The 24,944-nt window shown below is 63.7% G+C and carries 22 protein-coding genes; 15 read left to right on the forward strand and 7 right to left on the reverse strand.

Translation table 11 applies throughout. The features are described 5' to 3' along the window. Positions 1-21 precede the first annotated feature (21 nt). The 5 genes from rpsM (at position 22) to AC1RQP_RS39095 (ending at position 3,578) form a co-directional block, all read left to right on the forward strand. Positions 22-390 carry a 30S ribosomal protein S13 gene (rpsM, locus tag AC1RQP_RS39075; protein ID WP_028137012.1) on the forward strand — a complete coding sequence of 123 codons (369 nt, stop codon included), beginning with the start codon at positions 22-24 and terminating at the stop codon, positions 388-390. A 131-nt stretch (positions 391-521) separates the two neighbouring features. After that, positions 522-911, forward strand: a complete 390-nt coding sequence (gene rpsK, locus AC1RQP_RS39080) for a 30S ribosomal protein S11 (RefSeq protein WP_007603045.1) — start codon at positions 522-524, stop codon at positions 909-911. A gap of 114 nt (positions 912-1,025) precedes the next feature. Next, positions 1,026-2,057, forward strand: a complete 1,032-nt coding sequence (locus AC1RQP_RS39085) for a DNA-directed RNA polymerase subunit alpha (RefSeq protein WP_239624433.1) — start codon at positions 1,026-1,028, stop codon at positions 2,055-2,057. Between the two features lie 147 nt (positions 2,058-2,204). Further along, on the forward strand, positions 2,205-2,621 hold the full coding sequence (gene rplQ / locus AC1RQP_RS39090; RefSeq protein WP_063682058.1) for a 50S ribosomal protein L17: 417 nt from the start codon (positions 2,205-2,207) through the stop codon (positions 2,619-2,621). A gap of 168 nt (positions 2,622-2,789) precedes the next feature. Then, positions 2,790-3,578 (forward strand): SDR family NAD(P)-dependent oxidoreductase, encoded by a 789-nt coding sequence (locus AC1RQP_RS39095; RefSeq protein ID WP_239624431.1) that lies wholly within the window; start codon positions 2,790-2,792, stop codon positions 3,576-3,578. Positions 3,579-3,659: 81 nt separating this feature from the next. Here the strand turns inward: AC1RQP_RS39095 and AC1RQP_RS39100 are convergent, their stop codons facing one another. The 5 genes from AC1RQP_RS39100 to AC1RQP_RS39120 form a co-directional block, all read right to left on the reverse strand. Then, positions 3,660-4,673 carry a zinc-binding alcohol dehydrogenase family protein gene (locus AC1RQP_RS39100; RefSeq protein ID WP_317247264.1) on the reverse strand — a complete coding sequence of 338 codons (1,014 nt, stop codon included), beginning with the start codon at positions 4,671-4,673 and terminating at the stop codon, positions 3,660-3,662. 30 nt (positions 4,674-4,703) lie between these two features. After that, positions 4,704-6,356 (reverse strand): efflux transporter outer membrane subunit, encoded by a 1,653-nt coding sequence (locus tag AC1RQP_RS39105; protein WP_492942947.1) that lies wholly within the window; start codon positions 6,354-6,356, stop codon positions 4,704-4,706. Between the two features lie 83 nt (positions 6,357-6,439). Next, positions 6,440-7,705 carry an efflux RND transporter periplasmic adaptor subunit gene (locus tag AC1RQP_RS39110; protein ID WP_492942949.1) on the reverse strand — a complete coding sequence of 422 codons (1,266 nt, stop codon included), beginning with the start codon at positions 7,703-7,705 and terminating at the stop codon, positions 6,440-6,442. Between the two features lie 23 nt (positions 7,706-7,728). Next, on the reverse strand, positions 7,729-10,947 hold the full coding sequence (locus AC1RQP_RS39115) for an efflux RND transporter permease subunit (RefSeq protein WP_239624419.1): 3,219 nt from the start codon (positions 10,945-10,947) through the stop codon (positions 7,729-7,731). Between the two features lie 896 nt (positions 10,948-11,843). Then, positions 11,844-13,343 carry a porin gene (locus AC1RQP_RS39120; RefSeq protein WP_239624417.1) on the reverse strand — a complete coding sequence of 500 codons (1,500 nt, stop codon included), beginning with the start codon at positions 13,341-13,343 and terminating at the stop codon, positions 11,844-11,846. A 317-nt stretch (positions 13,344-13,660) separates the two neighbouring features. Here AC1RQP_RS39120 and AC1RQP_RS39125 point away from each other — a divergent pair, with 317 nt between their 5' ends. The 8 genes from AC1RQP_RS39125 (at position 13,661) to AC1RQP_RS39160 (ending at position 21,783) form a co-directional block, all read left to right on the forward strand. Then, positions 13,661-15,067: a DegQ family serine endoprotease gene (locus tag AC1RQP_RS39125; protein ID WP_492942951.1), complete on the forward strand. Its 1,407-nt coding sequence runs from the start codon at positions 13,661-13,663 to the stop codon at positions 15,065-15,067. After that, positions 15,064-16,401, forward strand: coding sequence for a replication-associated recombination protein A (locus AC1RQP_RS39130; RefSeq protein ID WP_492942953.1), 1,338 nt, complete (start codon positions 15,064-15,066; stop codon positions 16,399-16,401). The genes AC1RQP_RS39125 and AC1RQP_RS39130 overlap by 4 nt, the downstream gene beginning before the upstream one ends. A 52-nt stretch (positions 16,402-16,453) precedes the next feature. Continuing rightward, the gene (locus AC1RQP_RS39135) at positions 16,454-17,692 is read left to right on the forward strand and encodes an RluA family pseudouridine synthase (protein WP_492942955.1); all 1,239 of its coding nucleotides are present in this window, start codon (positions 16,454-16,456) and stop codon (positions 17,690-17,692) included. Between the two features lie 45 nt (positions 17,693-17,737). Then, positions 17,738-18,034, forward strand: coding sequence for a hypothetical protein (locus tag AC1RQP_RS39140; RefSeq protein ID WP_239624409.1), 297 nt, complete (start codon positions 17,738-17,740; stop codon positions 18,032-18,034). Positions 18,035-18,169: 135 nt separating this feature from the next. Continuing rightward, complete coding sequence (locus AC1RQP_RS39145; RefSeq protein ID WP_492942957.1) at positions 18,170-18,964, forward strand: ATP12 family chaperone protein; 795 nt, start codon at positions 18,170-18,172, stop codon at positions 18,962-18,964. 55 nt (positions 18,965-19,019) lie between these two features. After that, a complete protein-coding gene (gene fliK / locus AC1RQP_RS39150; RefSeq protein WP_492942959.1) occupies positions 19,020-20,630 on the forward strand; it encodes a flagellar hook-length control protein FliK in 1,611 nt (536 codons plus the stop codon). Continuing rightward, complete coding sequence (locus AC1RQP_RS39155; protein WP_492942961.1) at positions 20,627-20,890, forward strand: EscU/YscU/HrcU family type III secretion system export apparatus switch protein; 264 nt, start codon at positions 20,627-20,629, stop codon at positions 20,888-20,890. Before fliK ends, AC1RQP_RS39155 begins: the two co-directional genes overlap by 4 nt. Positions 20,891-20,964: 74 nt before the next feature. Next, complete coding sequence (locus AC1RQP_RS39160; RefSeq protein WP_492942963.1) at positions 20,965-21,783, forward strand: penicillin-binding transpeptidase domain-containing protein; 819 nt, start codon at positions 20,965-20,967, stop codon at positions 21,781-21,783. A gap of 102 nt (positions 21,784-21,885) precedes the next feature. Here the strand turns inward: AC1RQP_RS39160 and AC1RQP_RS39165 are convergent, their stop codons facing one another. Further along, on the reverse strand, positions 21,886-22,290 hold the full coding sequence (locus AC1RQP_RS39165; RefSeq protein WP_239624401.1) for a DUF4260 domain-containing protein: 405 nt from the start codon (positions 22,288-22,290) through the stop codon (positions 21,886-21,888). A gap of 139 nt (positions 22,291-22,429) precedes the next feature. Here AC1RQP_RS39165 and AC1RQP_RS39170 point away from each other — a divergent pair, with 139 nt between their 5' ends. Then, complete coding sequence (locus AC1RQP_RS39170; protein ID WP_492942965.1) at positions 22,430-23,962, forward strand: acyl-CoA carboxylase subunit beta; 1,533 nt, start codon at positions 22,430-22,432, stop codon at positions 23,960-23,962. Positions 23,963-24,407: 445 nt separating this feature from the next. Beyond that, a complete protein-coding gene (locus AC1RQP_RS39175) occupies positions 24,408-24,755 on the forward strand; it encodes a hypothetical protein (RefSeq protein WP_239624398.1) in 348 nt (115 codons plus the stop codon). Between the two features lie 16 nt (positions 24,756-24,771). On the opposite strand, the gene AC1RQP_RS39180 is transcribed toward AC1RQP_RS39175, so the two are convergent. Further along, positions 24,772-24,924 carry a hypothetical protein gene (locus AC1RQP_RS39180; RefSeq protein ID WP_492942967.1) on the reverse strand — a complete coding sequence of 51 codons (153 nt, stop codon included), beginning with the start codon at positions 24,922-24,924 and terminating at the stop codon, positions 24,772-24,774. Positions 24,925-24,944 lie beyond the last annotated feature (20 nt).

Consider the following 24,944-nt stretch of genomic DNA (forward strand, 5'->3'; position numbering starts at 1 on the left):
TCGGCGACAGGAGAGAAGGCCGTGGCCCGTATTGCCGGCGTGAACATTCCCACCAACAAGCGCGTGCTGATCGCGCTCCAGTACATCCATGGCATCGGTCAGAAGATCGCCAGTGAGATCCTGGAGAAGGTGAAGATCCCCGTGGATCGTCGCGTCAATCAGCTCAGCGATGCCGAAGTGCTCCAGATCCGCGAAGTCATCGACCGCGACTATCTCGTCGAGGGCGATCTGCGTCGCGAGGTCGGTATCAACATCAAGCGTCTGATGGACCTCGGCTGCTATCGCGGCCTGCGTCATCGTCGCGGTCTGCCGGTGCGCGGCCAGCGCACCCACACCAATGCGCGTACGCGCAAGGGTCCGGCCAAGGCGATCGCCGGCAAGAAGAAGTAAACTCGCGAATAGGGAATGGCGAATGGCGAGTAGGGAGCATCCCTATTCGCCATTCGCTACTCACTATTTGCTTCCACAGGTGTAGCCGCTGGCATTACGGCGGCGTTTGAGATCTTCAGGAAAGGGACTCAATGGGCAAGGAAGCCACCCGCGTTCGTCGTCGTGAGCGCAAGAACATCGCCTCCGGCGTCGCGCATGTGAACTCGTCGTTCAACAACACGACCATCACCATCACCGACGCGCAGGGCAACACGATTGCCTGGTCTTCGGCCGGCACGATGGGTTTCAAGGGCTCGCGCAAGTCGACCCCGTACGCCGCGCAGGTCGCCGCCGAAGACGTCTCCAAGAAGGCGCAGGAGCACGGCATGCGCACGCTGGAAGTCGAGGTGGCCGGCCCCGGTTCGGGCCGAGAGTCGGCGCTCCGCGCGCTCCAGGCCGCGGGCTTCACCGTCACCTCGATCCGTGACGTGACCACGATTCCGCACAACGGTTGCCGTCCGCGCAAGCGTCGTCGCGTTTGATTTTTACGAGTTGCGGGCGCATCGGCGCCCGCAATGACTTTGCAAGAAGCCGCAGGAATGCTCTGCGGCCTTTCTCCAACGCCAGTATTTGATGCCTCAAATTGGCTGGCCTGTATGGGTGAAACAGTGACGATCCAGAAAAATTGGCAAGAACTGATTCGGCCGAACAAGCTCCAGGTGACGCCCGGCAGCGATTCCTCGCGTTTCGCGACGATCGTCGCCGAGCCGCTCGAGCGCGGCTTCGGCCAGACGCTCGGCAATGCCCTGCGCCGCATCCTGCTCTCCTCGCTCCAGGGCGCGGCGGTGCAGTCGGTGCACATCGACGGCGTGCTGCACGAGTTCTCCTCGATCGCCGGCGTGCGTGAGGACGTCACCGACATCGTGCTGAACATCAAGGACATCTCGATCAAGATGCAGGGCGAAGGCCCCAAGCGCATGGTCGTGAAGAAGCAGGGCCCCGGCGTCGTCACCGCCGGTGACATCCAGACCGTCGGCGACGTCGTCGTGCTCAACCCGGACCTCCAGATCTGCACGCTCGACGAGGGCGCCGAGATCCGCATGGAGTTCACGGTCGCCACCGGCAAGGGCTACGTGCCCGCCGAGCGCAACCGTCCCGAGGATGCGCCGATCGGCCTGATCCCGGTCGACAGCCTGTACTCGCCGGTCCGCAAGGTCTCCTACAAGGTCGAGAACACCCGCGAGGGCCAGATCCTCGACTACGACAAGCTGACCATGACGATCGAGACCAACGGCGCAATCACGCCGGACGACTCGGTGGCTTATGCCGCCCGCATCCTGCAGGATCAGCTCAACGTGTTCGTCAACTTCGAAGAGCCGCGCAAGGAAGTCGCCCAGGAGATCATCCCGGACCTCGCCTTCAACCCGGCCTTCCTCAAGAAGGTGGACGAGCTCGAGCTGTCGGTGCGTTCGGCCAACTGCCTGAAGAACGACAACATCGTCTACATCGGCGACCTCGTGCAGAAGAGCGAAGCGGAAATGCTCCGCACTCCGAATTTCGGTCGCAAGTCGCTGAACGAGATCAAGGAAGTTCTGGCCCAGATGGGTCTGCACCTCGGCATGGAAGTGCCGGGCTGGCCGCCGGAGAACATCGACGAGCTCGCCAAGCGCTTCGAGGATCATTACTGAGCGAGTTGGGAGTGGCGAATAGCGAATGGAGAAGAACATCCATTTGCTACTCGCCATTCGCTATTCGCGAACTAGGGCGAACGCAGGAAGCCCACCTGAAAACCAGTCGCTGAACCACCGCGACACAATCGAAAAAGGACTACTCACATGCGTCACGGCAAGGTTCATCGGAAGCTCAACCGCACGGCCGAGCACCGCCGCGCGATGTTCGCCAACATGGCGGCCTCGCTGATCAAGCACGAGCAGATCGTCACCACGCTACCCAAGGCCAAGGAGCTTCGCCCGATCGTCGAGAAGCTCGTCACCCTCGGCAAGAAGGGCGGCCTGTCGCTGCGCCGCCAGGCGATCGCGGAGCTGCGCGACGTCGACATGGTCAAGAAGCTCTTCGACACGCTCGCGACCCGCTACAAGGACCGGCAGGGCGGCTACACCCGCATCATCAAGGCCGGCTTCCGCTACGGCGACAACGCCGCGATGGCCGTGATCGAGTTCGTCGATCGCGACGTCGATGCCAAGGGCCAGGATTCCGGCCCGGTGCAGGAGAAGGAAGCCGAGGCGGCGTAAGCCGATCAGCTTCTATGAATTGAAAGCGGCGCCTTTCCGGGCGCCGTTTTTGTTTGGGGATGCGCGAGTGGTTCGCCCGTGTACATGCGCTTCTCACGCGTCAGTGAGCCCGATTGCGGCATCACAGGTCGCTCCCGATATCTCCATCATCATCCATGGAGACATCGCATGAACATCGACCTTTCCGGAAAGACCGCCCTCGTCACCGGCTCGACCGCCGGCATCGGCCACGCCGTTGCCAAGGGCCTCGCCGCCTCGGGCGCGAGTGTCGTGATCAACGGGCGCGGTAAGGACAAGGTCGATGCGGCCGTCCGCAAGCTGGAAGGGGCAGGGGCGAAGGTCCGCGGCATCGCCGCCGACGTCTCGACCGCGGCAGGCTGCGAGGCGCTCGTTGCGGCGCTGCCAGACGTCGACATCCTCATCAACAATGCCGGCATCTTCGAACCCAAGGACTTCTTCGACATCCCGGACGAGGACTGGACCCGCTTCTTCGAGATCAACGTGATGAGCGGCGTGCGGCTGTCGCGCGCGTACATGAAGGGCATGCTCGAGCGCAACTGGGGCCGCATCGTCTTCATCTCCTCGGAGTCGGGTCTCAACATTCCCGTCGAGATGATCCATTACGGCATGACCAAGACAGCCCAGCTGTCCGTCGCGCGCGGCCTGGCGCAGCTCACCCGCGGCACCGGCGTCACGGTCAATTCCGTGCTGCCGGGCCCGACCATGTCGGAGGGCGTCGAGACGTTCGTCAAGGATCTCGCCAAGCAGAATGGACAATCGGTGGACGAGGCTGCTGCGAACTTCGTCAAGCAGCATCGGCCGAGCTCGCTGATCCAGCGCTTTGCCAGCGTCGACGAGATCGCCAACATGGTGGTCTATGTCGCATCCAAGGAAGCGTCCGCGACCAACGGTGCAGCGCTGCGCGCCGAGGGCGGCATCGTCAACACGATCGCCTAGCGCGAGGAATCGTCGGGTAGGTTACGCCCAGCAACTGCGCTTTGCGCAGTCGCTGGGCTGACCCAGCTACGGCATCTTGGCTTACCACCCCTCCAGCACGATCTTGCCGCGCGATTTTCCGCTCTCCAAGAGCGCGTGGGCTCGCTTGAGGTTGGCGGCGTTGATCGTGCCGAAGGTCTGGTCGAGCGTGGTGCGCAGCACGCCCTTGTCGATGAGGTCGGCGACATCATTGAGCAGATGATGCTGCGCGATCATGTCTGGCGTCTGGAACGAGGAGCGCGTGAACATCGATTCCCAGTGCACCGAGATCGCCTTGCCCTTGAACGTGCTCATGGCAAATTCCGGGGGATCGTCGATCAGGCCGAACCTTCCCTGCGGAGCCATGAACTCCGCAATCGCCTTGTAGTGCTGGTCGGTGAAGGTCAGGCTCGCCACCAACCCGACCGGCGGCAGCTTCAGCTTCTCGATCTGTTCCTTCATCGGCTTGCCGTGGTCGATCACCGCATGAGCGCCGAGATCGAGGCACCATTTCTGCGACTCCGGCCGTGTCGCGGTGGCAAGTACCGTCAGCCCGGTAAGGCGGCGGGCAAGTTGGATCAGGATAGAGCCGACGCCGCCGGCTCCGCCCGTGATCAGGAGCGTGCGCGGATCGACGCTCTTGCCGGGTACCGCGCCGAGCCGGTCGAACAGCAATTCCCAGGCGGTGATGGACGTGAGGGGAAGGGCGGCGGCCTGCGCGAACGACAGGCTCTTCGGCTTGTTGCCGACGATGCGCTCGTCGACCAGGTGGAATTCGGCGTTGGTGCCCTGGCGCAGGATCGAGCCGGCGTAGAACACCTCGTCGCCCGGCTTGAAGAGTGTCACGTCGGGGCCGACGGCATCGACCACACCGGCCGCGTCATAGCCGAGGATCTTCGTCTCGCCCTCGGGCGGAGCTGCGCGCTTGCGCACCTTGTAATCGACCGGATTGGCCGAGATCGCCTTCACGGCGACGCGGATGTCGCGCCCCTTGGGTTCGGGCTTGGCGGTCTCGAAATCGATCAGTGAATCCGCATCCTCGATCGGAAGCGATTTTTTGTAGCCGACGGCCTTCATGCCTGTATCTCCATGAGTAACGGCGTCCTCTCAAGCTAGTTGTCCCCCTGGTGTCCCAATTGCAAGCGGTGCGGTGGCGGGGAGCCAAAAGGCAGAATTCGCGTCAGGGTTGGAATTGCAGTGAATCGCGATCTGTAGAGGCCGGACGCAGCCGGGCGGATTCCCGCACTGCGGCAGCAATCGCGGGCTCCGGCATCCGTATGGAACGGCCTGGTAGGGCTCCCAGCCGCCACCCAGGGCTTTGTAAAGAGCCACTAGCTGACCTCCCGCTCTGCGCTGAGAAGTGACGTATTGGGCCTCGAGTTCGAACTGTTGTCGCTCGGCATCGAGAACGTTGAGGAAATCCGTCAGCCCTCGCTCGTAGCGCTCTGACGCAAGCTTGACCGCAACAAGGGAGGCGCTACGGGCGCGTGACAGGCTGGCGAGGCGACTCCGCTCACCATTGTAGCCTGCGATCGCCTGGTCGACCTCCTGCACGGCATTCAGCACACGGGCCTTGTATCGAAGCAGCGCCTCGCGCGCCTGATAATCGGCCAACTCGACGCGGGCATCGAGGGTGCCGAAGTCCAGCACCGGCCAATAGAGCGCGGGACCGACCCCGCCGATGAACGTAATCGGCGTCCCGGTGGCTGCGCGTGCGCCACCCTGGCCGCCAACTGCGCTTGTAACGGCGAGACGCGGAAAGAGATCTGCGGTTGCAGAACCGACGCGTGCGGTCGCGGACCCAACCTCGAATTCGGCTTGCTGGATGTCCGCGCGTCGCTGCAGTAGGCTGACCGGTAGATCGATCGGAATCTTGGCCGGAAAACGCGGGGGAGGCGTGTACGTCCCGAGTTCTTTGGCAAGCGTCTCGGGAAACTGTCCAAGCAGGCCAGCTATGACATACTGGGTCGATTGAATCTGCCCCGTCAATGGTCCAACCGTGGCCTCGAACGTCGCGACCTGGCGTTGCGCGAGCGTCACATCCAGCTCGTTCGTGAGTCCTTCACTGAAACGGGTCTGCGCGACCTTCAAGCTCCGCTGGGCGGTTTCCATGCTCCTGCGAACTGCTGCGAGCTGGGCCTGATAACCCCGCAACTCGATATACGCGCGAGCAACGTCGGCAATGACCGAGACCAGGACCGCGTCGCGGGCCTTGGCGGCAGCCAGCGCGTCCAAATGCGAGGCCTCGATCTCGCGCCGCAGCTTCCCGAAAACGTCGAGCTCCCATGCTGAGTCGAATCCTCCAGCTTCGAATACGTGATCGAAACCGGCAGTGTTGCTCGCGCTGTGCAGAGTCTCCGAGACTCGTCCCCGGGTGTTGTCGCTACCAGTTCCAAATCCGGCGCCCGCCGACAACTCGCCTTTCGGGAGGGCCGCGCCGGTCAAAACAAACTGTCTGGTGCGGGCCTGTTGCAGGCGGCCTAATGCGATTGCGATGTCGGGATTGGCCACGATCGCCCGCTCGACAAGTGAAACCAAGTGAGGATCGCGAAACGAGCGCCACCATTGCGTCAGATCGACGGCTGTCGTTCGCTCATGGGCAGAATGGTTTGCGTTGGAGTCTGGTCTGGCGATGTATCTTCCCGGAAGCTGCGCTTCGGGCATGCTGAAATCCGGGCCGACGGAGCAAGCGGACAAGCTCGCGGCTCCCCAACACAAAATCCAGCTTCTAAATACCCGCGAGGGAAGGAGCGAGTTCATATGCCACCGCCATCATCTAAGGGCTTCGAGAGATCCGGTACCCTTGCCGGGCTTTCAAGATTTCGCTGCTTGCGAGGCCGAAGCTATGATTCCTTGTCGTCCCGGGGGCTGGCGTCGAGATCATGCGCCTCGACTGTCATCCCGGACACGATTTGGCTGGAAAGGTTGAGTGCGACCCTTTCGCCTTCCCTGAGGCCGGATTCGATCTGCACGACATTCCCGTCGTCTACACCGATTTTGACATCCCGAAACTCTACCACATTTTTGTTGTCGACGACCGCAACCTGCGGTGCCGGTCGGAACGACAACGCAGCTGCCGGAACCTGGACCCCGATGGCATTCTTCAGGCTGAACTTTGCCTCCACGTACAGTCCCGGCACCAGCCGGGAATCTGCGTTCGGAATATCGATCTCGACCCGAAGGGTTCTGGAGCGCGGATTGATGGCGCGGGAGGTGCGCGATACCTTGCCTTCGTAATGCCGGCTCGCATCGCCCCCGACTGCAATGTCGGCTTCGGGGGCGTCGGTCAGAAGGCGGTCCGCGGCACTTTGCGGCACGTCGACGAAGACCCGCATCGGTCTGCTCTGGACCACCCGAAAGAGAGCCGACATCCCCGATCCGCTGCCGGCTGTCACGAGGTCGCCGAGGTCGATATCACGCTCGACGATGGTGCCGCCAAACGGAGCCTTCACCTGCTTGAACTCCGTGAGGGAGGTCAGTCGGTCCACGTCCGCCTTGTCCAGCGTGACTTGAGCCTTGGCAGCAACCAGCTCGGATTCCGCAGCTATTGCGGCTGCCTTCTTCGACTCGCGCTCCTGATCCGATACGACGCCTTGAGGCGAGCTACGCCAGCGCTCATACGTGCTCTTGGCGAAGTCGTCCTTGGCTTGTTTGACGTTCACTTCGGCTTCCGCGGCACTCAATTTGGCCCGGGCGGCCTGAAGCTGAGCGTCGAGCTCGGGTGTCTCTATCAATGCCAGCACCTGTCCCTCTCTGACGGGATCACCGATGTCGACGAGCCACTTTTTGACGTAACCATTCACCCGGGCATATATCTTGCTGTCATGCCAGGCGGCGGTCTCGCCGGGCAGGACGAGACGATGTGTGAGCGGCGACGACTTGGCGAGGACGACGTCGACCGGCGGAGGCCTCGACATTTCTTCCCGCGTCGTGGCAGCCAGCTTGTTCGTCTTGTAGCGCCGCTCGGCATTGACGTAGAAGAACCCGGCGACCAGCACTCCCGCGAGCACGAGGGCGACTATGCTCATTCGCGATCCGGTGCGGAAATCATAGTCCAGCATCTTCTTCGGTGGCTGTTCGTCGTTGGGCAGCGGGGGATCGGCTGGCATGGATACCTCGGCTCGAAAGCTCTCTATTGAACGGATGGATTTTCGTCGATTGCGATCCGATCCATCGGGTCGTCCGTCGGCAGAGGGCGTCGGATCAGCCGATAGACGGCTGGTACCAGGATCAGTGTTGCAAACGTTGCAAATAACAGGCCGCCGATGACCGCCCTCGCGAGCGGCGCATTCTGCTCGCCCCCTTCGCCGACGCCGAGGCCCATCGGGATCATCCCCAGGATCATGGCGCCCGCCGTCATCAGCACCGGCCGTAACCGCGTATAGCCGGCTGCCACCGCGGCAGTGATCGGGGTGTCGCCGGCCGCCATTCGTTGATTGGCAAAGGTAACGACGAGGATGCTGTTGGCGGTCGTCAGGCCGATGCACATCAGTGTCCCCATCAAGGCTGGCACGCTGATGTTGGTCCCCGTCAGGAACAGCATCCAGATCACTCCACTGATCGCGAGCGGCACAGCGGACAGGACAATCAGGGGATCGATCCAGCTCTGGAAATTGATCGCGAGGATGAGGTAGACGAGGATAACGGCCACCGCCATGCCGGAAAACAATCCGTTGAAGCTCTCGCGCATGGTGGCGACCTGACCCGCGAGCGTCACGTGGGTCGCTTTGGCCGGGGGAGGCTGGTTCGCCGCCAGGACCTTGTCGATCTCGCGCGCTGCCGTGGCGAGATCGATTCCCTGAACGTCGGCATTGACGTCGAACACCGGGCGGATATTGAGCTGGGACGCCACGAGCGGAGTCTTCTCGCGTCCAAGTTTCGCAACGTTCATCAGGACCTGACTTTGCTCGCCGTCGTTTCTCGCCAGCACAGGCAAGGTGTTGAGGGCGGCGGTCGAGTCCAGGCGATAGGTCGGCGCCTGGATGACCAACGGATAGCTGACGGAGTTCTTGGGGCTGACCCAGAAATTCGGAGCTATCTGTGCGCTCGAGTTGGTAGTCACCAGGACGTTGCCGGCGATGTCTCCCTGGTGCAATCCGAACTGCTGTGCAATGGCGCGATCAACCGAGACCGTGAGTGCGGGCGCGTCGGGGACCTGAAACACGTGCGAGTCGACGATTCCCGGAACTCGCTTGAGATCCGCCGCGATCTTCGACGCCAGCGCGAAACTGTAGTCGCTGTCGGGCCCGGATATTCTGACATCGATTGGCGCAGGCTGGCCGAAGTTGAGGACCTGGTCGATGATGTCGGCCGCCTGGAAGAAGAACTGCATCTGAGGAAACTGCCGCGGCAATTCACGCCTGAGGTCGGCGACATGCGCGGCGGTCGGCGTATGCTTCTTTTTCAGCGATACGAGAATTTCTCCGTCCATCGGACCGACCGTCGCCGAATCGCTCAGCGCGATGTTGATCCCGCTATAGGGCAATCCGATATTGTCGAGCATGGTGTCGATCTGATCGTCACCCACGATCTTGCGGATCGCGCGTTCGACCTGTGCGAATTGCCGCTGGGTTTCCTCGATCCGAGTTGCCGGCGGCGCACGGACATGCAGCCGCATCTGACCGGCATCGACCTGCGGGAAGAAGTCCTGCCCGATCAGGGGAAAAAGCGCCAGGGAAAAGGCCATCAGCACGCCGAAGAAGACGGCGGTGACCGCCGAATGCGCAACGCAGAACGCGAGTGCATTCCGGTAAGTCTCCCGGAAACGCGAGAAGCCCTTTTCGAAGCCGTTGTGGATCGCCCTGAACGGCTTGAGCGCGCGCTCCCTGAGCGAAGTCTGCGGCTTGACCTCGTGTTCGCCATGTTGCTCCACAGCCGATCGCATCAGGGCGCGAAACAGCAGCGGCACGAGCGTGAAGGACAGTAGCAGGCTGGCGACCAGGGAAACGCAGACCGAGAGGGACAGCGGGGAAAAGAGATACTTCGCCACGCCTTGAAGCAGGAAGATCGGGACAAAGACGATGCAGATGCACATCGTCGACAGCACCGTCGGGATGCTCACTTCGCCGGCGCCGTTGATGATCGCGGGCACCAGCGGCTCCTTCTCGCGAATATGCCGCTCGATGTTCTCAATCACCACGGTGCCGTTGTCCACCAGGATGCCCACCGCGAGCGCGAAACCGCCAAGTGTCATCGTGTTGAGCGTCTCGCCGCCCGCATACATGACCAATATGGCGGTGATGATGGCCATCGGTATGGTCGCCAGGATGATGAGCGTCAGTCGCCAGCTGCCGAGGAAAAGCAGAATCATCAACGCGGTCAGGCCTGCCGCCATCAGGCCGCCCATGACCACGCTGTTCAGAGCGGCTTTGACAAAGACCGACTGGTCGAAAATCGGCTTGATGGTGACCCCGTCGGGCAGCAAGTGCCTGATGTTGGAAAGGCTGTCTCGGATTCCATTGATCACGGTGAGCGTGGAAGCGCCTCCCGTCTTTCGCACGGACATCAGCGCGCCCGGAGTTCCGTCGACCGTCACCGAATTGGTCTGCACCTGGTACCCGTCATGGACGTGGGCGACGTCCTGGACGAACACAGTGCGGCCATCGATCTGCTTGAGGGGAAACCGATTGATCGTGCCGATCACGTCGGGACTATTGTTCATCGAGAGCGAATAGTCCTTGCTGCCGATCTTCACGTCGCCGGAGGGCAAAATGATGTTCTGTCGCTGCAGCGCCTTGGCGACGTCACTCGGTGTCAGGCCGCGCGCGTTCAATGCATCCTGGTCGAGGTCGGCCATGATGACACGGGGCTTGCCGCCATACGGATAGGGGACCTCGGCGCCATGCACGACCGCGAGATCAGGACGGATGATGTTCTGACCGAGGTCGTTGAGGGTGGAATCGGGCAGCGACGGGCTCGAGAGGCTGAGCTGGATGATCGGGACGTCCGTCGCTCCGTAACGCAGGACGAGCGGCGGCGTGATGTTGGGCGGCATGTACTTCAGAACGACGAGGGCGCTGCTGGAAAGCTGGGCAATGGCCCGTGTCACGTCGGCGCCCTGATGCAGGAATATCTTTTCGACGCCGACTCCGTAGTAGCTTGTCGCTTCGATGCGTTCGATATCATCGACCAACGAGGCAAGTTGACGTTCGTGCAGCGTCAGAATCCGGTTCTGGATGTCCTGCGCCGACATGCCGTTATAGGTCCAGACCACCGCCACCACGGGAACGTCGATCTCAGGAAAGATGTCGATGGACATCCTTGATATGGCACCGACGCCGAGCAGCGCGATCAGGATCAATCCCGAGATGACCGTATAGGGTCGCTTCAGCATGAACGCGACAAACGCCATCAGATGGGTCTCCCGCGATCGCTAGGAAGCGGTCTTGCATGTCCGGAAGGGCAAATTGATCGCTCTCTGACCCTCAATGTGGTCTGTACAGTCATTGCAGTTGTCCGCGGCACTTCGCATTCGGAGGGATGAGGTGCATGAGATCACAGACCGGCAGCGATGAAGATGCTATGTTGACAGCTTGTCGCGAACTGGCGTCGAGGAAACCACCGATACAGCCCCTCTTGTTGTCGAGGTTCCCGATCGTTCAAGATCCGCTTCTGCCGTCACCATGCGACCTCAGCATCTCCTATAAGATGGGCCGCCGGGTCTTTCATTCGCGCACGGTTATATTCCGTTCGCCGGTCCGAGGACCGGTCCGGCGGCTGTCAGCGTTCACGTGCACGACGGGTCGAGGTAGCGTTTGTTTGAATCGCCTCGCGCGGGCTCCAACGTGTCGGAATTCGATCGTTGTCAGACTGTCGGCCGCTTGATGGGCTCTGAGGGAATCTCGATTGCGCCAGCCCTGGACACCGCCGCGGCCGTGACCATCGCCGCGCTGCGGTCACCTAGCGAATCGTTGCTGGGTCCGAAGTCGCCTATGAGAACAAAAGCTTGTGCCACGATTGCGACAGATACGGCTACAGTCACGTGTACCGACCTGCTGTGCCGGCGTTTGCTTAGGGTGTTCATTTGCTGTCTCGCCAATGCGCTATTCCTGGCCATCGACGCCGGTCGTTTGGCGCTGCCGCGACCTGGCGAGCGACCGGACCGGCTGGTCCGCCTGGAAGCGATGTAGTTCTGGAATGCGCGGGCACCATTGAATTGCAATTTAATCAGCGGGCTCCGCAGACCCAAAGCGAGCGAGTTCGAACGGTGCCCTGGAAACGATCGGACCTATTCGCAGATCGGAGAATTCAGAAGCGGAAGCGCAACCCGACTGTGGGGGCGATGTTGTTGTGTTGCAGAAAGCCGGAGGCCAAGCCTCCATTCACTTGCGTGAACATGATCCCGGCGTAGGTATCCCATTTCGGGGCGAATCGCCAATCAACGGCAGCGGAGATCGCGTCGAAAGTCCCGGCGCATTGTGCGCGCGCGGCACTGAAGCAGGGAGCTGGTCCTCCGGCCGCTGTTCCGAAGAAGGAGTTCTGGATGTAATGGTAGTAGCCGGCGATCACATCCAGATCTTCCGTGACGGCATACTTTGTCCCGAGCCACATGATTTGCAAGGTCCTGTTGCCAAGACCGTTCACACCAAACGCAGCATTGTTGATATTCGTGTTGTTGAATGCGGCGCAGCCTTCGCAAAGGAAGTCTCCGGAGATACTGGTAAAGGCAGTCTGCGGATTGCTCGGCGCCATGTATCGAATATGCTCGTAACCGGCGTATAGCTTGAGCGCTCCGGTCGTGTACTTGGCTACGAACATCACGGCGCTGTTGTCGGAAATCGTCGCCGTGAGAATCTGCGGGAGGAACGGCGGAATCGGCGTCCCATTGGCGTCGTTGCTGCCAGGGGCGAGTCCAAGCGCCACTGAATCCCTGACATAGCTGTAGATGGTGTCGATCGAGAGTACGTCTTTGCCCCATGTCGGAATATCGGCGCCAACTCCGAACTGGTATGCGCCATGGGAGGCGTTGTTCTGGGCATAGCCGCCGAATTGCCAGAGTGCGGCCGCGCGAAACTGGCCGACCTTGAGCCTGTATTTCAGCGACGTCGAGTGTCTGCAATTTTCGGTATTGCCGCCGCCGCACGTGATTCCCTGGAAGCCGATTGGCGAGAAGCCGTAGGAGGCGCCGAACGGATCGTAATCCAGGACTGCATCGAGGGTCAGCGAGTTCTGTCGGAAAACGGTCAAGGTGCCGTAGGTCGGAGAGCTGACACCCACGAAGCCTTGGCCGTTGTACCACTGACCCGCCCGGCTGGAGTCGGAAAACGCAGTTTGCTGGTTCTGGGGGACGCCAATGTTCGCGGCAACCGATCCCGGTCCATCAGATAGCCGCAGGGAATATGGGTCAAATCCGGCGTCCAGCGCGAATACAACGGAGAAGTCTGCGCCGATCGGCTCGGTCCCTTTGATTCCAATGGTGGAGTTGCTGAGCGCGTTGGGCGCTAAAGTCCAAAGGGGTGACCTGTTCTGTTTCTGCACCAGGTATGACGCCGCGACGGCGGACCGTGGGTCGAACGGCGCGCCGTGGCTCTGCCAGCCAACCCCGACGTCGATCGTGCCGTAGACGGTGATACCCTTCCAGGTCAGCAGGCAGTTCGTGGCGACGAAATCCCAGGGATCGGCGCATGGCTTGGGCGCCAAAGCTCCCGCCGCCGACTTGCTGCTGCTGGCTGATTCTGCCTGGGCCTGGGAGGCCGCGAGCACGCCGGCAAGAACAAGCGCCGCTGCCGCAATTCTTGTCCTGATCACGTCAGACCTCCATCGTTTGACGAACCTCCCCAAGTCGCGACGGGAGAGACTAGGATTGAATGATGACTGCCCCGCGGCGGCGCGTCACGGTTGGGCGGTTCCCACTGATGCAAATTCGTCGCAACCGAATTCTGCCGGTGCGCCACAATGCGAGAGGACGCGGATCATGCCAACCCACGGCGCTCTGAAAATTGCGATTTCGCACGACGGGCTTGCATCCGGGGAGCCGTCGGAATGAGGCCGAATATTGCCGCCCCGCGCCCTTCTATTGAGGGGCGAACGCGCCTATATTCCGGCGTCTTTTCCGAGAGGTAGGAATGTTTCGATCGACCTGGACCGCCGTCGTCACGGCCTTGTGCATAGCCTTTTCGGCCCATTTCAATCCGGCCTCAGCGCAGGACCGCCGCGTCCCGTCATCGCCGGCCGAGCTGCGGCTGTCCTATGCGCCGATCGTGCAACGGGTGCAGCCCGCGGTCGTCAACGTCTATGCCGCCAAGGTGGTGCAGAACCGCAATCCGCTGTTGGACGACCCGATCTTCCGCCGCTTCTTCGGCGTGCCGGGTCAGCAGCCCGAGCAGATGCAGCGCTCGCTCGGCTCCGGCGTCATCGTCGATGCCTCCGGTCTCGTCGTCACCAACGTCCACGTCATCGAAGGCGCGGACCAGGTGAAGGTGTCGCTGTCGGACAAGCGCGAGTTCGAGGCCGAGATCCTGCTGAAGGATTCGCGTACCGATCTCGCCGTACTGCGCCTGAAAGACGCCAAGGAAAAATTTCCGACCCTCGATTTCACGAATTCCGATGAACTGTTGGTCGGCGACGTCGTGCTCGCGATCGGCAATCCCTTCGGTGTCGGCCAGACCGTAACCCACGGCATCATCTCGGCGCTGGCGCGCACGCAGGTCGGCATCACCGACTACCAGTTCTTCATCCAGACCGATGCGCCGATCAACCCCGGCAATTCCGGCGGCGCGCTGGTCGACATGAGCGGCAAGCTCGCCGGCATCAACACGGCGATCTATTCGCGCTCCGGCGGCTCGCAGGGCATCGGCTTTGCGATTCCCGCCAACATGGTGCGCGTCGTCGTCGCATCAGCCAAGAGCGGCGGCAAGGCAGTGAAGCGGCCGTGGCTCGGGGCAAAATTGCAAGCGGTGACGCCAGAGATCGCGGAAAGCCTCGGCCTGCGCTCGCCGACCGGTGCGTTGGTCGCAAGCGTGGTGCCCAACGGCCCCGCAGCGAAGGCCGGTCTGAAATCCTCCGACCTCATCACCGGCATCGACGGCCAGACCGTGGATGATCCCAACGCCTTCGACTACCGTTTCGCAACCCGTCCGCTCGGCGGCACCGCGCAGATCGACGTGCAGCGCGGCAGCAAGCCGATCAAGCTGACCGTGGCGCTGGAGACCGCGCCCGATACCGGGCGCAGCGAGCTCGTCGTCACGGCTCGCTCGCCGTTCCAGGGCGCGAAGGTCTCGACCATCACGCCCGCGGTCGCTGACGAGCTGCGTCTGGACGCCGACACCGAAGGCGTCGTGATCACCGATATCGGCGGCGATACCGCGGCTGCCAATGTCGGCTTCCAGAAGGGCGACATCATCCTGGCCGTCAACAACCAGAAGATCAGCAAGACCGGCGACCTCGAGAAGGCCGCAGGCGAGCGGTCGCGGATATGGCGCATCACGCTGGTGCGCGGCGGCCAGCAGATCAACGTCACGTTGGGCGGATGAGTCCGAAGCGACCACAGCAGACGCCGACTCTCTTTGCCGCGGCGGGGCTCGACCACGAGGCGCCGCATCCGCTGCCGGACCGGCTGCGGCCGCGCGCGCTGTCGGAGGTCGTCGGTCAGGACCACATCCTCGGCCCCGACGGCGCGCTGACGCGCATGCTGGAGACGCGCACGCTCGGCTCGCTGGTGTTCTGGGGCCCGCCGGGCACCGGCAAGACGACGGTGGCGCGGTTGCTGGCGGATGCCACCGATCTGCATTTCGAACAGATCTCCGCGGTGTTCTCCGGCGTCGCCGATCTGAAGAAGGCCTTCGACGCTGCGCGCGCCCGCCGCGAGATGGGCAAGGGCACGCTGCTCTTCGTGGACGAGGTGCATCGCTTCAACCGCGCCCAGCAGGATTCCTTTCTGCCCGTGATGGAAGACGGCACGGTGGTCATGGTCGGCGCCACCACCGAGAACCCGTCCTTCGAGCTCAACGCAGCGCTCCTGTCCCGCGCGCGCGTGCTGGTGTTTCGTTCGCTCGATGCCGCCGCGATCGAAAAGCTGTTCGCACATGCCGAGGCGGTCGAGGGCAAGAAGCTGCCGCTCGATGCGGAGGCGCGCGCGGTGCTGGTGCGCATGGCCGACGGCGACGGCCGCGCATCGCTGACGCTTGCCGAAGAGGTATGGCGTTCGGCGCGGGCGGACGAGATTTTCAATGCCGCGCAGTTGCAGGACATCCTGCAACGCCGCGCGCCGATCTACGACAAGTCGGCCGACGGCCATTACAACCTGATTTCGGCGCTGCATAAGTCGGTGCGCGGCTCCGATCCCGACGCCGCGCTGTATTACCTTGCCCGCATGTTAGACGCCGGCGAGGATCCGCTGTTCCTGGCCCGTCGTGTCGTGCGCATGGCGGTCGAGGACATCGGGCTTGCCGATCCGCAGGCGCTCGTCGTCGCCAATGCCGCCAAGGACGCTTTCGACTTTCTCGGCCATCCCGAAGGCGAGCTCGCCATCGCGCAGGCCGTCGTCTATCTCGCCACCGCGCCGAAATCGAACGCGGTCTACACCGCCTTCGGCACGGCGATGCAGGTCGCCAAGCAGGCCGGCTCGCTGCTGCCGCCGAAGCACATCCTCAATTCCCCGACCAAGCTGATGAAGTCGGAAGGCTACGGTGCAGCGTACGAATACGACCACGACGCCCCCGACGCCTTCTCGGGCCAGGACTACTTTCCGGAGGCTCTCGGCCGCCAGACCTTCTACGACCCGCCCGAGCGAGGCTTCGAGCGGGAGATCAGGAAGCGGCTGGATTACTGGGCCAAGCTGCGGAAGGAGCGGGGCGGCTCGCGCTAGAGGCGGCCATTTCGCCGTGACGGGAGCCGGCTTTTAGGGTAGGCAGGCTACCATGAGCCGCCGTATCAAGAGAATGAACCCAAAGCCGCGCTCGCGTGACGAGCGCGATGACTCGCGACCGCATCAGGCGCGCAGCGCGAAGAAGGCCGGGCCACGTCCGGGCGGGAAGCCTGGCGGCAAGCCGCCGCGCTTTGCCGGTGAGCGTGTTGAGCGGCGCGCCCCCGAACGCTCTGAGCGGCGGCCGCCTAAAGCCGCCCTGGAAAGGCCTGCGCAGGAGAAATCCGTCGAGCCGCTGCTGCCGACCAAGGTCCAGACCGTCAAGGTGACGGCCGACGAGAACAACATGCGTGTCGACCGTTTCCTCGAAGCGCGCTTCCCCGGGCTGTCGTTCTCCCATATCCAGCGCGTCGTCCGCAAAGGCGAGCTGCGCGTCGACGGCAAGCGCGTCGACAGCAAGGACCGCCTGGAGGAAGGGCAGAGCGTCCGCATCCCGCCGCTGAAGCTCGATGCGCCGAAGGTCGTCGGCGAGCTCTCGGAAGCTGCGCAGAAGACACTGAAGGCGCTGAAGGACATGACGATCTTCGAGGACGACGACGTCCTCGTCCTGAACAAGCCGGCCGGCCTTGCCGTGCAGGGCGGGTCGGGCATGACGCGGCACATCGACCAGATGCTGGAGGTGATGCGCGACGCCAAGGGCCAGAAGCCGCGGCTCGTGCACCGCATCGACAGGGAGACGTCGGGCTGTCTCCTGATCGCCAAGACGCGCTTCGCCGCCTCGCACCTGACCGGCGCATTCCGCTCACGGTCGGCGCGAAAGGTGTATTGGGCTCTGGTACCGGGCCTGCCAAAGCCCAAGCAGGGCCGCATCTCGACCTTCCTCGCCAAGGAAGAGAGCGAGGACGACACCATCATGCGCATCGCCCAGCATGGCGACGAGGGCGCGAGCCACGCAGTGACCTATTACGCGGTGGTCGAGACCGCCGGCAACAAGCTGACCTGGGTGTCGCTGAAGCCGGTGACGGGCCGCACCCACCAGCTGCGCGCCCACATGGCCCATATCGGCCATCCGATCGTCGGTGATCCCAAATATTTCAACATCGAGAACTGGCAGCTGCCGGGCGGCTTGCAGAACCGGCTGCATCTCTTGGCACGCCGCATCGTCATCCCGCATCCGCGCGGCGGCGTGATCGACGCCACCGCGCCGCTGCCGCCACACATGCAGCAGTCGTGGAACCTGCTCGGGCTGGATGCAACCAGATTTGATCCGATCGAGAACGCGCCTGAAGAATAATTAAGTCAGGTTGAACGGGGGCGATCGGAGCACAACATATCCTCCATGAAACGGTTCTCGCTCTGTCTCATGGTTTTGACCGCACTGCTCTTGGGGCAGGCGGCTCAGGCACAAATTGTGCTGCCGGGCCCCACGCAGGTCGTTCCGCCGCCTTCGCCGCCACCGCCGCCGAAGCTTGAGGTACCGAAAATGCCGCAGCTCGATGCGCCGCCGAGCTACAACTACCGGCCGCTCCCGCGTAATTCGTTCAGCGATCGCTTTTCGAAGTGCCTTGAGGATGCCGCTGGCGCGGGGCTGGGCCCCGCTCACCGCGGCACCTATGCGCTCAGATGCGCGAACTAGGGTCGATCTAGCGGCCAGGCGCGGCGAACAGGGCCGCAACGCCCGCCAAGTTCCCTCGTGCCCGCCGCTCGCTTTATCGGCTGCCGGGTTTATCCTAAAAGCCTGGCATTCAGCGGCAGGGACTGAAAAACCGACATGCGCGAATTGTTCGATGAAGCTGCGGGGCAAGCCCCGCCAGATCCGCGCGAGGCGGCACGCCAGTCGGCGCGTCCGCCGCAGCGCAAGCGCTTCTACAAGGAGGCGGACGTGAGCGAGGCCGATGGCGGATATGCCATTGTGCTCGACGGCAAGCCGATCCGTACGCCGTCCGGTCGGCAGGTGATCATCCCTTCGCGCGACCTTGCCGATGCGGTGGCCGCGGAGTGGGCGGCCCAGGGCGAGACGATCGACCCCATGGCCATGCCGTTGACGCGGATGGCCAACAGCGTGGTGGAGGGTGTCGTCGATCGCGTCGAGCTCGTCAGCGACGACCTCGCCAGATATTTCGAGTCCGATTTGCTGTTCTATCGTGCCGGCCATCCCGAGGGACTGGTCGCCCGCGAGGCCGCGCATTGGGATCCCGTGCTGTTCTGGGCGGCGGAGACGCTGGGAGCGCATTTCATCCTGTCCGAGGGCGTCATGCATGTGAAGCAGCCGGAGCAGGCGCTTCGGGCGGCTCGCGCCGCGCTGCCGCAGGATGCCTGGTCGGTCGCCGCTCTCCATGTGGTGACGACCCTGACCGGCTCGGCGTTGCTGGCGCTGGCGCTCGCCCATGGCGCGCGGGACGCCGGCCAGGTCTGGACCGCCGCCCACGTCGACGAGGACTGGAACGCCGAGCAATGGGGCGTGGACGAGGAGGCAGCCAGGCGCCGGGCCATCCGCCTCAGGGATTTCGAGGCCGCCGTGGCCGTGCTGGCGGCCGCAAGCCCGGCCGGGACCACAGGTCCTTAACGAGAGGTTTACGACGCAGCGTTACGGTGGGCCGGCGCTCCCTGAGGCCGCTGAGATGCCGACGCCGGTCACTTCCATTGCTCCCGTCAGCGCCGCCAGCCCCTCGGCTGATGCGGCGACGCCCGATCTTGTGCTTCAAGCCGGCAGTGTCGTCGATGCGAGGGTCGTCAGTGTCCTCGCCGACAATCTGGTGCGGATCGCGATCGCAAATCTATCGCTCGACGTGATGTCGGAAGTCGCGCTGTCGCCCGGGCAAAATCTCCAGCTGGCGGTGTCGCGGAACGACGGTACCGTCCGTCTTGCCGTCGTCGGCGGGGCGGGCGAGGCGGCCGCCGACGTGGTCACGCTGACGCCGCGTGCGGCCTCGCTGGTGGAGAGTCCGCCGCTTGCGCCGTCGGCGGGCGCCGCGCGCAACACGCTGACACCTCCGGAGCAAGTCGCCGTCACGGTGGCTTCGGCCGATGCCGTCACCAGGCAGGGCAGCCAGGCGCCGCTGTTTGCCAATCTGGCCGCCGTCGTCACCGGCAGCGATCTGCCCGCGGGCTTGAAGCAGGCGGTGCTGGCCGTGCTGTCTCAGCAGACGCCGCTCGATACCGGGCTTGCCGGCGGCGATATCGAATCCGCATTCCAGAAGTCGGGGCTGTTCCTCGAGGCTTCGCTCGCCGCAGGCGCAACACCGTCGTCAGGCACAATGCCAGATCTGAAGGCGGCGCTGCTGGTGCTGCGCCAGGCGCTGTCCACGATTGAGAGGGCCGTGCCACCGATGCAAGGCGCTTCAACTCCTGCCGGCGCTGCGGGGACACCGCAGGTCGGCATCGCACCGGCTCCGGCCGCTGGAGCGGCGCAGGCGGCATCGCCATCAATCGAAATCGCGCAACAGCCGCAAACGCCGGGCCGCGCCAATCCCGCCGCTGCCGTGCTCGCCGACATCGCCGGCGGGGCTTCGCAGGCGGCGACGTCGCGGATCATGTCCGTCGGCCTTGCCGCGAGCCTGCTGCAAGAGGTCGCGCAGAACCTGCCGCGCCTGACCGGCAACGTGCCGGGCTCCGACAAGGCCGTACCGGACGGCCACGTCTTCGAGGCTGCCGCACACGCGACGCCCCCGCCATTCCGCGGTGCGCTGCCGGCGCCGCAGCCCATCGCCGCGCCATCGCTGGCGCCGGATACGCCGCTCGCTGCCACCGTGCATCGCCTGCTCGACGACACCGATGCGGCGATCGCGCGGCAGACGCTGCTGCAAATCGCTTCGCTCCCCGATCGCATCGATGCCAGCGGGCACCGCATCGATCCGGCCGTGCCGCAGTGGAATTTCGAGATTCCGTTCGCGACCCCGCAGGGCACCGCGATGGCGCAGTTCGAGATCTCGCGCGACGGCGGCAATGAGTCCGGCGATCCCGCCCAGCGCACCTGGCGCGCGCGCTTCTCCCTCAATGTGGAGCCGGCCGGACCCGTGCATGCGTTGATCACGCTGAACGGCGACAAGACGTTCGTGCGGATGTGGGCGGAGCGGCCGGCGACCGCGCAGCAGCTCCGTGCCGGCGTCGGTGAGCTCAGCCAGGCATTGACGAGAGCCGAGCTCAAGCCCGGCGACATCGTGGTCCGCGACGGGCCGCCGCCGCAGCCGGCGCCGGCCCGCGCCGGGCACTTCCTGGATCGCGCGACATGAGCGATCCATCCAAGCTTGCGATCGCGCTCCATTACGAGAAGGGCACCAACGCGCCTGTCGTGGTCGCCAAAGGCAAGGGCATGATCGGCGAAAAGATCGTCGAGATCGCCAAGGCCCACGACATCCCGATCGAGGAGAACGAGATTCTGGCCGGCGCGCTGTCCAGGGTCGAACTCGGCGACGAGATCCCGCCGGATCTCTACAAGGCCGTCGCCGAGGTGCTGGTGTTCGTGCTGCGGCTGTCGGGCCGGGGACGGTAAGAATAACCTGTCATCGTTTCACCACGTAGCGGCTGCATGGTCGCGCGGCCTCCCACAGTTCACGGATATCACTTTTGCTGACCCGTCGTTCCACCCTAGGTCTTCTCGCCGCAGCCGCGGTTCTGCCATCCCGCGCGCGCGCCCACGTCGCGCCGCCGCGCAATGAAATCCGTGAGAGTCTTGCAAAACGCTTCACCGATCTCGGCACATCCGGCACCTTCGTCGGCTACAAGGTCGAGGACTATCTGATCGTCGCCAGCGACAAGGAGCGCTCGGGTGAGGGCAAGCTGCCGGCCTCGACCTTCAAGATTCCGAACGCGCTGATTGCGCTGGAGACCGGAGTGGTCGCGGACCCCGACAAGGACGTGTTTCCCTGGGACGGCGTCAAGCGCCCGATCGAGGCCTGGAACAAGGATCACACGCTGCGCAGCGCCATCGCGGTGAGCGCGGTGCCGGTCTTTCAGGAGATTGCACGGCGCATTGGCCAGGAACGCATGCAGAAATATGTCGACGAGTTCGACTACGGCAATCGCGACATCGGCGGCGGCATCGACCAGTTCTGGCTCACCGGCGCCCTGCGCATCGATCCGGTCGAGCAGGTCGATTTCGTCGACCGGCTGCGCCGCCGCGTGCTGCCGATCTCAAAGCGCAGCCAGGATCTCGTCGCTGACATCCTGCCGGTGACCAAGGTCGGCGACAGCGTCATCCGCGCCAAGTCGGGCCTGCTCGGGGCCGAGCGCGGCGAGCCGTCGCTCGGCTGGATGGTCGGCTGGGCCGAGAAGGGGGAGGCGCACACCGTGTTCGCGCTCAACATGGATTGTAAGGAGCCGCGTCTCGTCGGCGAGCGCATGCCGCTGACGCAAGCCTGTCTTGCCGAGATCGGCGCGATCTGACTCCAGCGCCCGTTGCCCCTGACCTGGCTTGAACGGCGCCTGTAAGAACTCCTCCACGGCGGAGGGGGGCGGGAGTCCAAGCTTCGCAGGGTCGCGCGCCGGTCAGGCGTCCTTCTGGCGGCCGATCCGGCCGAGATGGGTGAAGCCGAACCCTGCGGAATATTTCAGGCCGTAGCCGAGCGCCCGGTCGATGCCGATATGGGCAAGCCAGATCAAGGCAATTGACAAAGTGAGGGGCGAGGCGAGGCCGAAGCCCAGCGTCAGCAGCGCCACCGGCGCCATGTAGCTGTGAGCGGCGTTGTAGACCATCGCGCCGAACCTGGCGTCGGACAGGTATGCCAGGAAGCTCAGATCGGGCACGAAGAAGAGCAAGGCAAAAACCAGCCAGGACCCGTCCCAGGCGGCGTAGAGCGTCACCATCCCTGCGAACAGGGTCAGGCCCTCCAGCCGCAACAGGATGTTAACGCTGCCCGTCGCCGCGCCCGCCTCGGCCATTCCTTCGCTCATGTTCGTCTCCTAGGCAAAGCTCTGTAATTCCTTGCGCTTTCACGCTGCGGCAGGGCAGCCCTGCGACGCCGAAAGCCGCTTCCCGGCCCGCAAAATGCCGTGTTAGAACCCCGCATCACTTAAGAACTGGCGGGAGCAAATGAAACACATCCTGGACGCCCTCGAAGACCGTCGCGCCGCCGCAAAACTCGGCGGCGGGGAAAAGCGCATCGAGGCGCAGCACGCCCGCGGCAAGCTGACGGCGCGCGAGCGCATCGAGCTGCTGCTCGACAAGGGGTCGTTCGAGGAGTTCGACATGTTCGTCGAGCACCGCTCCACCGAGTTCGGGATGGAGAAGACCAAGGTTCCCGGCGACGGCGTCGTTACCGGCTGGGGCACCGTCAACGGCCGCAAGACGTTTGTCTTCGCCAAGGACTTCACCGTGTTCGGCGGCTCGCTGTCCGAGACCCACGCGCTGAAGATCACGAAACTTCAGGACATGGCGATGAAGGCGAGGGCGCCCATCATCGGCCTCTATGACGCGGGCGGCGCCCGCATCCAGGAAGGCGTCGCCGCGCTCGCCGGCTACTCCTACGTCTTCCGCCGCAACGTGCTGGCCTCGGGCGTGATCCCGCAGATCTCCGTCATCATGGGCCCCTGCGCCGGCGGCGACGTCTATTCGCCGGCCATGACCGACTTCATCTTCATGGTGAAGAACACCAGCTACATGTTCGTCACCGGCCCGGACGTCGTGAAGACCGTCACCAACGAGGTCGTCACCGCCGAAGAGCTCGGCGGCGCCTCGGTGCACGCGACGCGCTCCTCGATCGCGGACGGCGCCTTCGAGAACGACGTCGAGACGCTCTTGCAGATGCGGCGCCTGATCGACTTCCTGCCGTCCAACAATACGGATGGCGTGCCGGAATGGCCGAGCTTCGACGACATCGGCCGGGTCGACATGTCGCTCGACACGCTGATCCCCGACAATCCGAACAAGCCTTACGACATGAAGGAGCTGATCCTGAAGGTCGTGGACGAGGGCGACTTCTTCGAGATCGCGGACATGTTCGCCAAGAACATCGTCACCGGTTTCGGCCGCATCGCCGGCCGCACCGTCGGCTTCGTCGCCAACCAGCCGATGGTGCTCGCCGGCGTGCTCGACAGCGATGCCTCGCGGAAAGCGGCCCGCTTCGTCCGCTTCTGCGACGCCTTCAACATCCCGATCGTGACTTTCGTCGACGTGCCGGGCTTCCTGCCGGGCACCGCGCAGGAATATGGCGGCCTGATCAAGCACGGCGCGAAGCTGCTGTTTGCGTATTCGCAATGCACCGTGCCGCTGGTGACGATCATCACCCGCAAGGCCTATGGCGGCGCCTTCGACGTCATGGCCTCCAAGGAGATCGGCGCCGACATGAACTACGCCTGGCCGACCGCCCAGATCGCCGTGATGGGCGCCAAGGGCGCGGTCGAGATCATCTTCCGCTCCGACATCGGCGACCCCGACAAGATCGCGGCCCGAACGAAGGAATACGAAGACCGCTTCCTCTCGCCCTTCATCGCCGCCGAGCGCGGCTATATCGACGACGTCATCATGCCGCACTCGACCCGCAAGCGCATCGCCCGCGCGCTGGCGATGCTGAAGGACAAGAAGACGGAAATGCCGGCGAAGAAGCACGACAATTTGCCGTTGTGAGGGAAGTGTACCCGGATGAGTGTATCGACATCCGGGTTCTTGCTCATGTCGCTCCGCTCATGCGGGCTACGGCGCAAGATCCGGGGAAAGCAGGGTAGTCGAAGGCCAGTCTTATATGCCGGACGTTTTCGAATTGCCTGAGGACCACCCGCTACGGGTTGCACATAAGAAGTGCAGCAATCACCGTGCGGAGATCGAAAGCAGTCGGCTTTGCGGTTGTTTCTATTGCAAGCAGACGTTTGACCCCGATCGGATTGTCGAGTGGGTTGATAAGGATTCCACCGCCCTGTGCCCCGAGTGTGGAATCGACAGTGTTCTTGGGGACGCCTCAGGAGTGCAGATCAACAAGTCCTTCTTGGAGGCGATGCACTCGGCCTGGTTTGCTGTCCGCTAGGCCGCTGGCATCAAGCTCCGTTCGAGACCAAGCATCGGCGATCTGGACCCAATGACCGACGACGACCCGACCGACGAAATCTCCGACATCGAAGATCGCATCGAGCGGCTCGCCGAGATCGCCGAGCGCTGCCGGAAGTACATCCTGGCGTCGAAGATCGCGATCGGGGGCGGGGCAGCGCTGCTGGTGGTGACGATCCTCGGCGTGTTTGGATTTGGTCAGACTGCCGCGCTCGGTTCGATCGCCCTGGTGCTCGGCGGGATCGTCTCGCTCGGCTCGAACGTCTCGACGTTGCGGCAGACGGACGAGGCCATCAGCGCTGCGGAGGCGCGGCGTGCGGCGCTGATCGGCAGCATCGACCTCCGTGTCGTTGCCGATGCGCCGCTGAAGCTGGTGTGACGCGCGCCAGCACGCCTCACGCGGCGGTCTTGAGCGTCAGCTCCGACAATTCCGTGCGGCATTCGGCGGCGAAGGCTTGCAGCCGCTCGGCGGTCTGGCGGTCGAGGATGGCTTTGGCCAGCCGCTCGGCGCGAGCGATCTGTCGCTTGAGATATTCGATGCGGACCATGTGTCACCTTTCGATTGCTT

The organism is Bradyrhizobium sp. GW821-FHT13H06 (assembly GCF_058803975.1).

Bases quoted from the DNA above. Each gene is read 5' to 3' on its own strand.
- rplQ (WP_063682058.1), top strand. From the start codon at position 2,205: ATGCGTCACGGCAAGGTTCATCGGAAGCTCAACCGCACGGCCGAGCAC.
- AC1RQP_RS39110 (WP_492942949.1), bottom strand. From the start codon at position 7,705: ATGCCAGCCGATCCCCCGCTGCCCAACGACGAACAGCCACCGAAGAAG.
- AC1RQP_RS39115 (WP_239624419.1), bottom strand. From the start codon at position 10,947: ATGGCGTTTGTCGCGTTCATGCTGAAGCGACCCTATACGGTCATCTCG.
- AC1RQP_RS39105 (WP_492942947.1), bottom strand. From the start codon at position 6,356: ATGAACTCGCTCCTTCCCTCGCGGGTATTTAGAAGCTGGATTTTGTGT.
- AC1RQP_RS39100 (WP_317247264.1), bottom strand. From the start codon at position 4,673: ATGAAGGCCGTCGGCTACAAAAAATCGCTTCCGATCGAGGATGCGGAT.
- AC1RQP_RS39180 (WP_492942967.1), bottom strand. From the start codon at position 24,924: ATGGTCCGCATCGAATATCTCAAGCGACAGATCGCTCGCGCCGAGCGG.
- AC1RQP_RS39085 (WP_239624433.1), top strand. From the start codon at position 1,026: ATGGGTGAAACAGTGACGATCCAGAAAAATTGGCAAGAACTGATTCGG.
- AC1RQP_RS39170 (WP_492942965.1), top strand. From the start codon at position 22,430: ATGAAACACATCCTGGACGCCCTCGAAGACCGTCGCGCCGCCGCAAAA.
- AC1RQP_RS39145 (WP_492942957.1), top strand. From the start codon at position 18,170: ATGCGCGAATTGTTCGATGAAGCTGCGGGGCAAGCCCCGCCAGATCCG.
- AC1RQP_RS39140 (WP_239624409.1), top strand. From the start codon at position 17,738: ATGAAACGGTTCTCGCTCTGTCTCATGGTTTTGACCGCACTGCTCTTG.
- rpsK (WP_007603045.1), top strand. From the start codon at position 522: ATGGGCAAGGAAGCCACCCGCGTTCGTCGTCGTGAGCGCAAGAACATC.
- AC1RQP_RS39165 (WP_239624401.1), bottom strand. From the start codon at position 22,290: ATGAGCGAAGGAATGGCCGAGGCGGGCGCGGCGACGGGCAGCGTTAAC.
- AC1RQP_RS39130 (WP_492942953.1), top strand. From the start codon at position 15,064: ATGAGTCCGAAGCGACCACAGCAGACGCCGACTCTCTTTGCCGCGGCG.
- AC1RQP_RS39125 (WP_492942951.1), top strand. From the start codon at position 13,661: ATGTTTCGATCGACCTGGACCGCCGTCGTCACGGCCTTGTGCATAGCC.
- fliK (WP_492942959.1), top strand. From the start codon at position 19,020: ATGCCGACGCCGGTCACTTCCATTGCTCCCGTCAGCGCCGCCAGCCCC.
- AC1RQP_RS39135 (WP_492942955.1), top strand. From the start codon at position 16,454: ATGAGCCGCCGTATCAAGAGAATGAACCCAAAGCCGCGCTCGCGTGAC.
- AC1RQP_RS39175 (WP_239624398.1), top strand. From the start codon at position 24,408: ATGACCGACGACGACCCGACCGACGAAATCTCCGACATCGAAGATCGC.
- AC1RQP_RS39095 (WP_239624431.1), top strand. From the start codon at position 2,790: ATGAACATCGACCTTTCCGGAAAGACCGCCCTCGTCACCGGCTCGACC.
- AC1RQP_RS39155 (WP_492942961.1), top strand. From the start codon at position 20,627: ATGAGCGATCCATCCAAGCTTGCGATCGCGCTCCATTACGAGAAGGGC.